The 13,180-nt window shown below is 55.0% G+C and carries 13 protein-coding genes and 1 riboswitch; of the genes, 8 read left to right on the forward strand and 5 right to left on the reverse strand.

Annotated elements, in window-relative coordinates:
- Positions 1 to 25: 25 nt before the first annotated feature.
- The 3 genes from DFP90_RS15130 to DFP90_RS15140 all read left to right on the forward strand — a co-directional run bounded on the left by DFP90_RS15130 (position 26) and on the right by DFP90_RS15140 (position 2,042).
- Complete coding sequence (locus DFP90_RS15130) at positions 26 to 931, forward strand: LysR family transcriptional regulator (RefSeq protein WP_115937346.1); 906 nt, start codon at positions 26 to 28, stop codon at positions 929 to 931.
- A 75-nt stretch (positions 932 to 1,006) separates the two neighbouring features.
- A complete protein-coding gene (locus DFP90_RS15135) occupies positions 1,007 to 1,483 on the forward strand; it encodes a MarR family winged helix-turn-helix transcriptional regulator (protein ID WP_115937347.1) in 477 nt (158 codons plus the stop codon).
- A 133-nt stretch (positions 1,484 to 1,616) separates the two neighbouring features.
- A complete protein-coding gene (locus DFP90_RS15140; protein ID WP_115937348.1) occupies positions 1,617 to 2,042 on the forward strand; it encodes an organic hydroperoxide resistance protein in 426 nt (141 codons plus the stop codon).
- Positions 2,043 to 2,144: 102 nt separating this feature from the next.
- Here DFP90_RS15140 and fghA read toward each other — a convergent pair whose 3' ends face one another.
- Positions 2,145 to 2,984, reverse strand: coding sequence for an S-formylglutathione hydrolase (gene fghA, locus DFP90_RS15145; protein WP_115937349.1), 840 nt, complete (start codon positions 2,982 to 2,984; stop codon positions 2,145 to 2,147).
- 362 nt (positions 2,985 to 3,346) lie between these two features.
- Between fghA and DFP90_RS15150 the strand changes: the two genes are divergently transcribed.
- Together DFP90_RS15150 and DFP90_RS15155 are read left to right on the forward strand one after the other, a co-directional pair.
- Positions 3,347 to 4,123: a class I SAM-dependent methyltransferase gene (locus DFP90_RS15150; protein WP_115937350.1), complete on the forward strand. Its 777-nt coding sequence runs from the start codon at positions 3,347 to 3,349 to the stop codon at positions 4,121 to 4,123.
- A gap of 16 nt (positions 4,124 to 4,139) precedes the next feature.
- The gene (locus DFP90_RS15155; protein ID WP_115937351.1) at positions 4,140 to 5,231 is read left to right on the forward strand and encodes a hypothetical protein; all 1,092 of its coding nucleotides are present in this window, start codon (positions 4,140 to 4,142) and stop codon (positions 5,229 to 5,231) included.
- A gap of 58 nt (positions 5,232 to 5,289) precedes the next feature.
- Here DFP90_RS15155 and DFP90_RS15160 read toward each other — a convergent pair whose 3' ends face one another.
- Positions 5,290 to 6,402: an S-(hydroxymethyl)glutathione dehydrogenase/class III alcohol dehydrogenase gene (locus DFP90_RS15160; protein ID WP_115937352.1), complete on the reverse strand. Its 1,113-nt coding sequence runs from the start codon at positions 6,400 to 6,402 to the stop codon at positions 5,290 to 5,292.
- Positions 6,403 to 6,616: 214 nt separating this feature from the next.
- A riboswitch (cyclic di-GMP riboswitch) is annotated at positions 6,617 to 6,744 on the forward strand.
- 10 nt (positions 6,745 to 6,754) lie between these two features.
- On the opposite strand from DFP90_RS15160, the gene DFP90_RS15165 reads away from it, so the two are divergent.
- A complete protein-coding gene (locus tag DFP90_RS15165; protein ID WP_115937353.1) occupies positions 6,755 to 7,306 on the forward strand; it encodes a hypothetical protein in 552 nt (183 codons plus the stop codon).
- A gap of 77 nt (positions 7,307 to 7,383) precedes the next feature.
- Here the strand turns inward: DFP90_RS15165 and DFP90_RS15170 are convergent, their stop codons facing one another.
- Complete coding sequence (locus DFP90_RS15170) at positions 7,384 to 8,199, reverse strand: hypothetical protein (protein ID WP_147301026.1); 816 nt, start codon at positions 8,197 to 8,199, stop codon at positions 7,384 to 7,386.
- 246 nt (positions 8,200 to 8,445) lie between these two features.
- Here DFP90_RS15170 and DFP90_RS15175 point away from each other — a divergent pair, with 246 nt between their 5' ends.
- On the forward strand, positions 8,446 to 10,617 hold the full coding sequence (locus DFP90_RS15175) for a putative bifunctional diguanylate cyclase/phosphodiesterase (RefSeq protein WP_181905384.1): 2,172 nt from the start codon (positions 8,446 to 8,448) through the stop codon (positions 10,615 to 10,617).
- Positions 10,618 to 10,680: 63 nt separating this feature from the next.
- A complete protein-coding gene (locus DFP90_RS15180) occupies positions 10,681 to 11,148 on the forward strand; it encodes an MmcB family DNA repair protein (protein WP_115937356.1) in 468 nt (155 codons plus the stop codon).
- Between the two features lie 3 nt (positions 11,149 to 11,151).
- Here the strand turns inward: DFP90_RS15180 and rfaE1 are convergent, their stop codons facing one another.
- Together rfaE1 and DFP90_RS15190 are read right to left on the reverse strand one after the other, a co-directional pair.
- Positions 11,152 to 12,624, reverse strand: coding sequence for a D-glycero-beta-D-manno-heptose-7-phosphate kinase (gene rfaE1 / locus DFP90_RS15185; protein WP_115937357.1), 1,473 nt, complete (start codon positions 12,622 to 12,624; stop codon positions 11,152 to 11,154).
- Between the two features lie 127 nt (positions 12,625 to 12,751).
- Entirely contained in the window at positions 12,752 to 13,180 is a 429-nt protein-coding gene (locus DFP90_RS15190) for a universal stress protein (RefSeq protein ID WP_115937358.1), read from the reverse strand.

Genomic DNA, 13,180 nt, shown 5'->3' on the forward strand with positions numbered 1-13,180 from the left:
CATAATCGTTCCATAAAATAGAACAATGAATCATCTCAATTATCATCACCTTCGCTATTTTCGAGCGGTCGCGCATGACGGCAACCTAACCCGCACTGCCGGGCGTTTGAACCTGTCTCAATCCGCGCTCTCCACCCAGATCAGGCAATTGGAAGACAGCATCGGCCATGCTCTGTTCGAGCGCCGGGGCCGGCAATTGGCCCTGACCGAAGTCGGGCGGATCACCCTGGACTATGCCGATGTCATTTTTACCACCGGGGAGGAATTGCTGGTCACTCTGCAAGGGGCCGGGGCTGTCCGCAAGGCCATCCGGATCGGAGCCATGGCGACCCTCTCCCGGAACTTCCAGATCACCTTTCTCCAGCCGTTGCTGGGTCGGGATGATGTGGATATCATTTTGCGATCCGGCACAACCCGTGAATTGCTCCGGGAGTTGGAGGCACTGAATCTGGACATCGTGCTGATGAACCAGCCCTGGCTGCGCGACGCAACAACGAACTTTGTCTCTCATCGCCTGGCCGAGCAGCAGGTCAGCTTGATCGGACGGCCGGATTGTTTTGCCCCGGATGATGATATTGCCAGGCTTCTTGAAAGCTCGCCGGTGATCATACCCACATTGGACAGTAATATCCGTCTGGAATTTGATGCGCTCATAGACCGGCTGGGCATCCAGGCAACCATCGCCGCCGAGGTGGATGACATGGCGATGATGCGCCTGTTAGCCCGTGAGGGGGTCGGTTTGGCCGCCATTTCACCCATCGTCGTCAAGGATGAGCTCAGCACTGGCATGCTGATCGAATATCATCAACTTCCCAATCTCACGGAATCCTTTTATGCGGTTGTACCTGAACGCAAATTCCCCAACCCGATGATCCAGGAACTGCTCCGGCAGAATATGGCGGCCAGGCAGGCATTCCAGCCCCAATCATGAGTCAGCCTTAAAGACTTTTCACGAACTCAAATTAAATCGCTTGAAATAATATCGTGCACGATATATATTCGCCTCATGACAGAGAAACAGGACATATCCCCCTCCGATGACCGTCGGTCGATTGACCCGCTGCTGCTGGACTCACAGCTTTGCTTTTCGCTGTATTCCACTATGCATGCCTTCAACAAGACTTATCGCCGTGTTTTGAAGGGCCTGGACCTGACCTATCCGCAATATCTGGTTATGCTGGTTCTTTGGGAGCGGGATGAGCTGAATGTTTCCGATATTTGTGATCGGCTGCGTCTGGAAACCACCACGGTAACCCCCCTGTTGAAACGGTTGGAAGGCCGTGGCGTGTTGCGCAGGGAACGGTCCAAGCAGGATGAGCGCCAGGTGATCATCAGCTTGACCGATGTCGGCCGGACACTGAAAGAACAAGCCCGCAATATACCGCATTGCATGGCGGAAGCCCTTGAATGCAGCCTGGATGAAATGATCGACCTGCAGGGGCGGCTTGACCGGATCCGGGAAAATCTGTCCAAGCATTTGTAATCTAAACTTAACCTGTCAAAGAGAATGTTTCCCTGAAAGGAACCAAATTCAAATTTCATTATTTTATATCGTGCACGATTTTATATCGTACGATTAATGGAGGCGATGCCTCCTTTTTTAAGGAGAGAAGACCATGACTGTTGAAAACGTACTTTACAAAACCACCATGAAATCCAGCGGCGGTCGGGAAGGCAGCTCGCAGGCGGAAGATGGCAGCCTGGAACTGACCCTGTCGACGCCGAAGGAATTGGGCGGTGCCGGGGGCAACGGTACCAACCCGGAACAGCTTTTTGCCGCCGGATACAGCGCCTGCTTCCTGGGCGCGATGAAATTCGTCGCACAACGCGACAAACTGCCGATCTCACCGGATGTTTCGGTGCAGGCCACTGTTGGCATCGGCACGATCCCGACCGGTTTTGGCATCGAGGTTGATCTACTGATCGATTTGCCCGGTGTTGAGCGTGAACAAGCCCAGGAATTGATCAATCGCGCCCATATCGTCTGCCCCTATTCCAACGCGACCCAGGGCAATATCAATGTGCGCCTGAGCCTTGCCTGAGCTCTACCCTGCCCTAACACCATATCAACAAACTGGATTCAGGATACAGAAAGGTCCGGGAGAAACGCCCGGGCCTTTATTTATTCCCTATATGTCAGACAATTAAGCTTTCAACCGCTTGGCATGCCAGGCAATGTGATCTTCGATGAAAGAGGCAATGAAATAGTAGCTGTGATCATAACCTTCCTGCATCCGCAGGGTCAGCGCCACCGATTTGCGCTCGCAAGCCCGGACAAAAACATCCGGCAATAGCTCTGTTTCCAAGAAGGTATCCGATGCCCCCTGATCGATCAGGATATCCCCGGACCAGCCAAAGGTTTCCACCAGCGCGCTGGCATCATTCTGGCCCCAGGTCGCGATATTATCACCCAGATAATTATTAAACGCTTTTTGACCCCAAGGGCAGTTTGCCGGCGAAACGATCGGCGCAAAAGCGGAGAGGGTTTTAAACAGATCGGGATTTTTAATCGCCAGGGTCAATGCCCCATGGCCGCCCATGGAATGACCGGTGATCCCCATGCGATCAAGATCAACCGGAAAATTATTGGCCAGCACAGCCGGCAATTCCTTCACCACATAATCTTCCATGCGATAATGTTTTGCCCAAGGATCTTCGGTGGCGTTGAGATAAAAACCCGCCCCTTTGCCCAGGTCATAGGCTTGATCATCCGCCACGCCTTCCCCTCTGGGGCTGGTATCGGGCGCAACGACAATCACGCCATGTTCCGCTGCATAGCGCTGGGCGCCTGCCTTGGTGGTGAAATTTTCCCAGGTACAGGTCAGACCGGATAGAAACACCAAAACCGGCAATGGTTTCTTGGCCGCCTCGGCAGGCTGGAATACCGCAAATTCCATATCCGTACCGGTGCTGCTGCTCTGGTGGCGGTATACACCTTGGATTCCACCGAAGCATTTTTGCTCGCTGAGGGTTTCTATGGTCATCTCTGTCGGTCCATTCTGAACTAATTCCTTGTTTTCCTGTTACATTCTTTTGACGCCATTGTCCATTCCAGCTTTCACGACGACCTGAGTCCCAGACATCAGCCGCTTAACCCGAATCTCGAATACTTGGTCACAGGCCAATCAAACGCAAACAACAGAAAATCAAATAATGCATTCTATAATTCCGGATAGGAATCGCATAGAATAATCTATAGAATATTTATAGCATGAAGTAGGATTATTCTCAAAATACTAGAATTCAGCAAGAATTCTCTTAGTGAATATCAAATACTGACTTGGTGTCAGAAACCTGTCTTCCGGTCTCCGGTGCCACAACAACGTCAATAGACCCGGGTGGAAACATGATCATCAGCAATGGCAATCAGGGCCGCATCCTGCCGAAAATTGATGGACAGATATTGCAGGTGCTGATGGATATCCTGGACCAATATCCGGATGAGGCGCTGCAGATCCCACGCATGATTGAAATGCTTGCCGCCGCACGCATCTCCCTGCTCAAGGAAGAGGACATCTCTGTTGCCGACCCCGAGGCAGGCGGCGTCGCGGATTACGCCATCTCCCACAACCTAAACCAACTGAAGGAAATGATCGCACTGGACCGGCCACTGCACCTGATCAATCCCCTGCGTTCCATCGCCCTGGTTATGGAAAGGGTCAAATCATTGAAGGTCCTGACCGTTGGCCCGCGGACCGAGGTGGAAATCTACGGCCTGATCGCCTGTGGATTTGACCCTGTCAATGTCACCGGCCTGGATCTGATCTCCTATTCGCCCTTCATCGATGTCGGCGACATGCATGCCATGCCCTATCCGGACAATAGCTTTGATGTGCTGGTCATGGGTTGGGTCCTAGCCTATTCAACCGATCATGAAACAGCAGCACGCGAAGCCTTGCGCGTCACCAAACCGGGCGGATTTTTTGCGATCGGCTGCCAATATGTCCCCCCCAATGCCGAAGGCGGCTACGACACGCCCAGCAAGAAACTCTTTAATCACACGGATGATATCCTGGCCCTGTTCGGCGACGAGATCGAAGCGGTGTTCTTCCGCCATGACATCCACCCCACCCGCCTCGACAAACCAGGTGCGGTCATGACAATTTTCCAGCGCAAGGGCTGAGAGAGGCTGTTTTAGCATGACAAGCACCAGCAGCTATGAAGATATCAGGCTCTGGTATAACGGGTTGCAGGACTTGATCGAGCGGGATCCTCAATTCACGCCGCTCCGCACTCTTCTGCCCGCTGACGAAGAGGCCAGAAGCCAAGCCGGCAACATGTATCGTCTGCATATGAATGCCATGGCCGCCTGCTATGACGACAATGCCGTCATTGACCTGATGGGTAAAGCCATCGACCGTTACCTGTCCCACGAGATCGCCGTTGGCGGGCTGACCAAAATCCATGAAGGCGTTTCCGAGGAACAATGGCAAGTTTTTTGGGAAAAGGGACTTCATACCGCCACCTCCCTGTCCGCCCCTCAGGTTTCCGACATGATTGCCTTTCTGGAACAACTGCCTGTGCTCGCCAATCGCAGGCATCCCCTGGAACAGGCCGTGGAACGAAAAGCGCTGATCGGACACAGCAATGTCGGCTATGTTCCCCCGCGATTAATGGTCAACTGCCCCGGCCTGTGGGAACTGGCACTGTCTCCGGAAATCATTGCCCTGGCAGGCCGCCTGATGGGCTGTATCCCGACCATTACGGATATCAATGCCTGGTGGAGTTTTGCCGAGGCCACAGATGCTCGCGACGCTCAGCAATTCCATCTGGATTTGGACAGTTATCGTTTCTGCAAACTATTCTTGTATCTTACCGATGTAGATGCCACCGGCGGCCCCCATATATTCGTCGAAACAACCCATGACCCGGACCAACTTGCCCGGCACCGGCCATCCGATCCCGCGCAAGCTGCGGAATTTGACCATTGGCTGAAGGCGCAGTTGCGCAAGACGGATCAGGAAGTGGAACATTATCTGCAGATCGCGCCGACCGAACTGACCGGGCCAAAAGGCAGCTGTTTCCTGGTCAATACCAAGGGCATTCACAAAGGAAAACTGCCGGAGAATAAAGACCGGTTGATTGTCGCGGTCGAATATGCGCCGGTCCCCAGCCTGCATATGCCGGTCATACCCGTGGGCCCAGACGAGCCATTCACACAGAATATTCCCTTCGACACCTTAACCGCCCAACAACGCTATATGACGCGGATGCATCTGTTACCCAAATAAAAGCCCGCTTCCCCCATGACGGAAAGCGGGCTTTTCTTCAACGCGAAACGCCGAATAATCAGTCGAAGGTCACCACCGACCGGATGGATTTGCCTTCATGCATCAGATCAAAGGCGGTGTTAATCTCGTCGAGCGGCATGGTGTGGGTGATCATGCTGTCGATCTCGATCTTGCCATCCATGTACCAGTCGACAATTTTCGGCACATCAGTCCGACCGCGCGCGCCGCCAAAGGCAGTGCCCCGCCAGGACCGGCCGGTGACCAGTTGGAACGGACGGGTGGAGATTTCCTGGCCCGCACCGGCAACGCCGATGATGATGCTCTCGCCCCAGCCTTTATGCGCGCATTCCAACGCCTGACGCATGGTATCGGTCCGGCCGATACATTCAAAGCTGTAATCAGCCCCGCCACCGGTCAGATCCACCAGATAGGGCACCAAATCCCCTTCCACTTCCAGCGGGTTGACAAAATGGGTCATACCATAGCGCTCGGCCAAGGCTTTTTTGTCCGGGTTGATATCAACACCAACAATCATGTTGGCCCCCGCCAGGCGCGCACCCTGGATCACATTGAGACCGATACCGCCCAGGCCAAAGACCACCACATTGGAGCCGATCTCAACCTTTGCGGTATTGATGACCGCGCCAATACCGGTGGTCACCCCACAGCCGATATAGCAAACCTTGTCAAAAGGCGCGTCGGAACGGATTTTCGCCAAAGCGATTTCAGGCAGAACCGTGTGGTTGGAGAAAGTCGAGCACCCCATGTAATGTAATACCGGCTCGCCATTGATGGAAAAGCGGCTGGAACCATCCGGCATCAGGCCCTGGCCCTGGGTAGAGCGGATCGACTGGCACAGGTTGGTTTTCGGATTGAGGCAATATTCGCATTCCCGGCATTCCGGTGTATAGAGAGGAATGACATGATCACCCGGCTTCAGGGATTTCACCCCGGGGCCAACGTCGACGACAACACCAGCACCCTCATGGCCCAGAATAGCCGGGAACATGCCCTCGGGGTCCTCACCAGACAGGGTAAAAGCGTCAGTATGGCACACACCGGTCGCCTTGATTTCAACCAGAACCTCTCCCTCACGCGGACCATCGACGGTCACGCTTTCAACAGACAGCGGCTTACCTGCCTGGAATGCGACTGCGGCACGTGTTTCCATTTTTCATCCCTCTAGTATTGTCGTTAAATCTCTGATCGGTCATGACTGTTCAGACAGACCTTTGCAAAGATAAATTACCCCTGCAAGCCGAAACCGGTCTGTTCAGACCCTGACAGATTTGGCCAAATTTGCGCCAATTTGATAATTATCCCTGCCGTGATGAAAATCACTGACGCCCCAGGGCCACTCTGCTACTATACTCGGATATATGTGTATCCCGACAGAGCAAACCATCGGTAACGGTGGGACGCAAAGTCACCGGCCCGCGTCATTCTTGCGCCATTTTCCCAATCGGAAAGGTGATAAAAAATGACCGAAAGCGCGGGCAGCGGGACTGCCGAAGGAGAGTTTGATGGCAGCTGAAAAGCAAAATAACAACCGGGCATTGCTGATGGCGGTGCTGCTTGTGCTGGGGTTGGCATTCCCAACCGCAGTCGTCTATTTTGCAATAGAGTTTGTCCCCCGCTTCAAAGAGCTCGGCTCCGGTGGCAGTTCGGCCAAATACCATCAATCCGACCTGTACGATCCCGGCGCCGCCTGGCTGCAAACACGCCCCATCATGATCCCGGACGGCCATAAAGGATATCTGATTTTGCGGGCTTATTTGCGCACCAACAATCGCCGTGCCGCGGAATTCATCTGTGTGCATCACCCGCGATTGGCTGATGAGATCCAGGAATTACTGCAGGACAGGCCGGATATTGTCGAAGCCGCCTATTATGGAGAAACCAGCGCGAACCGATTTGTGCAAAAGGCCCTTACAGAGCGGATCGGGTCCGACCTTTTCAACAATACCCTGGTCTCCAACGGCGAAAAGGAAATGATGGCACCGACCGACACCTCCCGTTACGAATGCCATAAGGAGGGCCTGCGCATGGTATTCCGAAAAAAAAGCCGCTCCTGACGGTATCAAAAAGAAACGGGGCCGGATAACCGGCCCCGCATCATTTCTGAAAGATCAGATCATTCAGCGACAGGTTCTTAGTTGCTGTCACCGCCAAAAAGGCCTTTGACCGCATCAGCAGCGCCCTCAACAGCGCCGCCCACGCTCTCGCCGGCACCTTCGGTAACCCCTTTAACAGCGTCCCCGGCCCCTTCCATAACGGCACCGGCACCTTCAACCATGCTGCCCAAATCCAGGGTGGCAACAGATGAAATCACCGCCGTGCTGATGGCATCCAGAACCTTCGCTGCCACTTCCGCCGGGGTCGCCCCGCCGGAATCTTTGCCGATATCGGTCAGGTGGATTTCCGGCAGGCCAACACCCATTTTTTCCCCATCCAGGAAGCCGGCACTGACCGCAACCTCACCATTGCGGATATAGAGATTTTCAATCACGACCTTGGCCCCTTCTTCGGTAGATTCCGCACTGGAACCGCCCGAGCCGCCCATCGCGCTGGTAAAGCTCTCAACATTCTTTTGAATGGCCGCAATGTTGCTGTCCGTGCCGGACAGCTCGTAAATGATGGCCGGGCCATCCACAACCACTTCCCGAACGACGATCACATCCTGACCGACTGAAGAGGTATCCACGGACACGCTCACCGTGCCGAGCGCCATGGCATAGTCGGTTTTAAAACCATCCGGGTTGCCTACCTGCAGACCATTGAGCGCCGCATTGCCTTCGGTAAGTTCCAGGCGCACCCCATCCAGCGTCACATCAACCTTGGTCACCTGGCTGCCCGCTTCTTCAACAGCCGTTTCGACGATTTTGTCCAGGTTCGAGAAAACGTAATAGGCACCACCGGCAATCACCGCGACGATAACCACCAGGCCAATCAGTATCTTTTTCATCATCCACTCCGGAGAACTAGTCTCTGTTAAAAGCAAAAATCTGTTTACCATCATAGTGATTTGCCCATCAGAGGCAAAATAGAATCCTGCGACGTCGCAAAGATTTAACCGACCTCCCCCACCATGGTTGACAGAGACAGCATAACTGTAGAATGCTCTTCTCCAATCAATGAGGGGCGCGCAGGATCGCTCCCGTTTTTTCTACAGGGACAGAGTATGGTTCCCCATAGGGGATGTGGGATCATACATATGGGTTGCACGCCATTGAGTGAAAATGCGGATTTGACTTCCGCGACAGCGTCTGGTGCCACAGACGCCGCGGATCGTGACTGGAAAACCGCGCGCCGGAAACCGGCCGCCATCAGCTGTTTGGAATTTCTCGATTCCATGCGCCAGGCCGCCCTGCAGGTGACCGAAGATGGCGATGTGGTCGCTGCCAACAGGCACGCCGCCCGCATGACCGGGCGGCATATTGATGCGCTGCGCAATAAACCTTTAGATCTGATCCTGCCCTGGCTCAATCCTGAGAATACTGCCCGTTGGCTGCTGGAACTGGCCCAGCATGATATTCCGTTGGAAACCGAGATCCTGCAATTCAACGGCACGCGCATGCCCGTATTTCTGCAAGTCCGCAAACCGGATATCCTGGCTGCCGACCATTATCTTCTGAGTCTGCAGGAACGCCCCCAGCAAGAACAGATGCCGGAAGACCTGCTGCTTTCCGAACAGCGCCTGCGCCAGGCGGTCGAGATTTTTGACCTCTGCCATTTCGATTGGGAGCTGGATAACGGTCGCGCAACCTATGATGGGGAATGGCCCCGGTTGACCGGGCTGACTCCAGAAACCCACGATCCGCTGGATATCCATTGGCTTCTGGATCTGTTACACGCGGAAGACCACGGCATGGTCTTCATGGAACTGACCGCTTTGCGGCAGGGAAGAAAGCGGCGGTTTGACTGTGAAGTGCGGCTCGAGGCGGATAAAGGTGAAGAAGACCGCTGGTACCGCATGCGCGCCCAGGCAATCCGAGGGGAGAATGGCAAGCCCGAGCGCGTGATCGGCGCATTACAAGACATCTCCACCTATAAATCCACCGAACAGCAGGCCGCCCTCATCGTGCAACAGGACGCACTGACCGGGCTGCCCAACCGACAACATCTGCTCAACCAGATCCATCGTGTCATGGATACGGGAGATGCGGGCGCAAAAACGCCCTTTGCACTGATCATGATCGATGTGGACCGGTTCCGTTATGTCAACGAAAGCCTGGGGCATGAATTAGGGGATTCCATCCTGCGCATTCTAGCCACAAGGATCCAGAAACATCTGCGCCAGGAAGATCTGGTCGCACGCCTGTCCGGCGATCAGTTCGCCGTGTTGGCGCAGGGGGTCAGCCCCGGCCGCGCAGTCCAGGCACGCATCATACGCATTCGCCGCAAGATCGCCGAAACCCTGCATGTAACCGACGAGATTCCGGTCAATCTGGATATCAATGTCGGCATCCGTTACTGGAATGGCAAAGAACGGCTTTCCGCCGAGGAAATTCTGCGCGATGCCAGCGTCGCCCTGCATCATGCCAAAGAAACCGGCACCACCCGTGTGGTCGAATATTTCCCGGAATTGCAACGCCGGATGATGGAAACCGTCCGGTTCGAAAATGATATCCGCGAAGCCATCCGCAATGACGGCGTGGAAGTCCATTATCAGCCGATCATCGAAGCCCATACCGGGCGACCGATCGGCTTTGAAGCTCTGGTGCGGATGCGCCATCCCGAGCGCGGCCTGATCCCGCCGGCCGACTTTATCGGCATCGCCGAAGAAACCGGTCTGATTGGTGACCTCTCACGGATTGTGCTGAAAAAGGCGACCCGCCAGCTCGCGGCCTGGAAACGGGAATTCCCCTCCCTGAACGGCCTGACCGTCGCGATTAATCTTTCCCCCAGTCAGTTCGATGACCCTGCCATCATTGATCAGATTGCCAAGGCCCTCGAGAAATCAGGCCTCAGCGGCGACGATATCAAGATCGAGGTGACGGAAAGCATGCTGATGGAGAATACCAGCCAGACCGTCACCATCATGGAAGATATGAAGGATCGCGGCATCCGGATCTGCATTGACGATTTCGGCACCGGCTATTCCTCGTTTTCCCATCTGCGTAATCATGCCTTCGACACGTTGAAAATAGACCGCAGCTTCATCATGCGCATCACCGAAGACAAAAGGGATGCTGAATTGGTCCGCACCATTTTGCAGCTGGGTCAGAATATTGGAATGAATATCATTGTGGAAGGCGTGGAAACCAAGGACCAGCGCACCCTGCTCAGCGATCTTGGTGCTCATCACATGCAGGGCTTTTTGTTCGGCAAACCTCTGCCGGCAAAAGCCATTTCCGACTGGTTAAGCGACTGGGTGCCGGGCTGAGCCTATTTGCAATTTCCCAATTAACCCTTGCCTCACCGTCCTTGGGTATGGCTTATTACCCTCATGAAAGAACAAACAGGAAACATAACCCGTCCCGAAACCACTATTGCGGTCACTCGCGGTGTCATCCGCCTGTTTCATCATATGGGGCTCAACTGCGTGACCGAGCTCAGTCTGATAAACGGCCGACGGGTAGATGTTATGGGGCTGGACCGGAAAGGACAGTTTTCGGTTGTCGAAGTTAAATCCTCGGTCGAGGATTTCCGCACCGACGGCAAATGGGAAGAATATCTTCCCTTTTGCGACCATTTTTATTTTGCGGTCGGCTCGGATTTTCCAACCGAGATCCTGCCCCGCGAAACCGGTCTGATCATGGCCGACAGCTACGGTGCCGAAATCCTGAAACCCAGCCTGCCGGGTGAGATGAACCCGGCCCGGCGCAAAGCCTTAACCTTGCGCTATGCCCGGCATGCCGCAGCACGCTTGATGTCTATTGGCGGGCTGGATGCCATCCTGCCGGAAGAAGGCTGAGGGCTATTTATCGCCATTCATCTTGGCAATGGTGTTGGTTGTGGACTGGCCTTGAACCAGATCGGCCAATATGACCTTGCCGCCCCAGCTCTGCACCTCCTGTGCCCCAACCACGGTTTCAATCGTATAATCCGCACCCTTGATCAACACATCCGGCTTGAGGCTGTTGATCACGGTCATCGGGGTATCCTCGCCAAAAACCACAACCGCATCCACATTGGCAAGCGACGCCAGCACCGTGGCGCGGCTGACCTCATTCTGCAAGGGTCGGCTATCGCCCTTTAGCCGTTTGACAGAGGCGTCACTGTTCAGCCCAACGACCAACCGGTCGCAGGCCGCCCTCGATTGATCGATCAGGGAAATATGCCCCGGATGCAGCAGGTCGAAACAGCCGTTGGTGAAACCGACTTTCAGTCCCTGTCGTTTCCAGGTCTGCACCCGGTCCGCCACGGCCGCCAGCGGCGCAACCTTTTCTTCGCTGGCGCGCCAACGCTCACCATGGACCGCTTTCATGATCTCATGGGGATAGGCTACGGCAGTACCCGCCTTGGCCACAACGACCCCCGCCGCAACATTGGCAAGGGTTGCCGCGTCCAGCATATCAAAACCGGCAGCAAGACCGGCTGCGAAGGTGCCAATCACGGTGTCACCCGCGCCCGCCACATCAAAAACCTCCAATGCTTCTGCGGAGAGATGATGCAGCTTCTCGCCCTCGGCTCCGTGATGGACCAGGGTCATGCCCTGTTCGGAGCGGGTCGCCAGCAGGCCCTGAACCCCGCAGCTGTTCATGATATGGTGGCAGGCCATAACAATCTCCGCATCATTGGATACCGGCATATGGGCTGCCAGCGCCAATTCCTTGCGGTTCGGCGTCAGTAAGGTCGCACCGCGATATTTGTGGAAATCCTCGCCCTTGGGATCAACCAGGACCGGCAGATGCTTCAGATGGGCCGCCTCAATGACTGCGGCAATCACCCGGTTGGACAGAATGCCTTTGCCATAATCGGACAGGATCACCGCGCCGCAATCCTCCATAGCTTCCGCGCAAGCCGCAATCACATGATCTTCCTGCTCCGGCCCCAGCGGCCCGGTTGCTTCCCGGTCCACGCGCAAAAGATGCTGACCACCCGCCAAATAGCGGACCTTGACCGTTGTCGGGCGGCCTTTCAACGTCTGTAATTCCGGTACAACGCCCGGCAATTCCGCAAAAAGGGCCAGCGTCTCCTTCCCTGCGGCATCATCCCCGATTGCCGCTACCAGGCGGCAGCCGACACCCAGCGCCGACAGGTTGCGCGCCACATTGCCCGCCCCACCCAAATGGGATTTTTCACGCGCCACATTCATCACCGGAATCGGTGCTTCCGGTGAAATGCGGTCCACCGCCCCTTCCACGAAGCTGTCGAGCATCAGATCCCCGACACAAAGGACCTTCGCTTTTTCCAGTTTTTCCAGTTGCCCGGCAATATCTGCGCCCATTTCGGTGCGGTTCCCGTCTTTATCCTTAAACCTATTGTTTGCCTACTCCAGCAACGCGCAAGCGTCAAAGAGAAAACGGGGGCTGACCAGCCCCCGCTTCAAAATCTGCAGCCATAACTTGGCGGCTTCAGCCCCGGACCACCAGGACCGAACAGTTTGCATGACGGACCACCCGCGCCGCATTCGGCCCCAACAGGTAATCCTGCATTTTTGGCCGATGCGAGCCTAAGATAATCAGGTCACAATTGATATCCTCACTGACCCGCAGGATTTCCTCATAGGCCGTACCGTGGCCCACGATATGCTGGACCGGGATGCTGTCGGGAATATTCTGCTTCACGAAGTCATGCAGCTGATTATTGGCCTCGGTCAGCATCTTACCTTCATGTTCCTTCGGGAAGAAAGAACCGACAATGCTCATGCCGAAATCAGGCACTACGGTCATCACATGAAGTGTGCTGCCAAATTTCTGGGCATATTCGATGGCATTGGGCAGGGATTTTTCATAGGCCTTCGGCTGCCCCAGGTCGATTGCCAACAGAATGTGATTAAACAT

This window comes from Aestuariispira insulae (genome assembly GCF_003385955.1).
Lineage (GTDB): Bacteria > Pseudomonadota > Alphaproteobacteria > UBA8366 > Aestuariispiraceae > Aestuariispira > Aestuariispira insulae.

Coding starts and splice junctions, on each gene's coding strand:
- DFP90_RS15160 (WP_115937352.1), bottom strand. CDS start 6,402: ATGGAAACACGTGCCGCAGTCGCATTCCAGGCAGGTAAGCCGCTGTCT.
- DFP90_RS15175 (WP_181905384.1), top strand. CDS start 8,446: ATGGGTTGCACGCCATTGAGTGAAAATGCGGATTTGACTTCCGCGACA.
- rfaE1 (WP_115937357.1), bottom strand. CDS start 12,624: ATGGGCGCAGATATTGCCGGGCAACTGGAAAAACTGGAAAAAGCGAAG.
- fghA (WP_115937349.1), bottom strand. CDS start 2,984: ATGACCATAGAAACCCTCAGCGAGCAAAAATGCTTCGGTGGAATCCAA.
- DFP90_RS15155 (WP_115937351.1), top strand. CDS start 4,140: ATGACAAGCACCAGCAGCTATGAAGATATCAGGCTCTGGTATAACGGG.
- DFP90_RS15150 (WP_115937350.1), top strand. CDS start 3,347: ATGATCATCAGCAATGGCAATCAGGGCCGCATCCTGCCGAAAATTGAT.
- DFP90_RS15130 (WP_115937346.1), top strand. CDS start 26: ATGAATCATCTCAATTATCATCACCTTCGCTATTTTCGAGCGGTCGCG.
- DFP90_RS15170 (WP_147301026.1), bottom strand. CDS start 8,199: ATGATGAAAAAGATACTGATTGGCCTGGTGGTTATCGTCGCGGTGATT.
- DFP90_RS15135 (WP_115937347.1), top strand. CDS start 1,007: ATGACAGAGAAACAGGACATATCCCCCTCCGATGACCGTCGGTCGATT.
- DFP90_RS15165 (WP_115937353.1), top strand. CDS start 6,755: ATGGCAGCTGAAAAGCAAAATAACAACCGGGCATTGCTGATGGCGGTG.
- DFP90_RS15190 (WP_115937358.1), bottom strand. CDS start 13,180: ATGTTTAATCACATTCTGTTGGCAATCGACCTGGGGCAGCCGAAGGCC.
- DFP90_RS15180 (WP_115937356.1), top strand. CDS start 10,681: ATGAAAGAACAAACAGGAAACATAACCCGTCCCGAAACCACTATTGCG.
- DFP90_RS15140 (WP_115937348.1), top strand. CDS start 1,617: ATGACTGTTGAAAACGTACTTTACAAAACCACCATGAAATCCAGCGGC.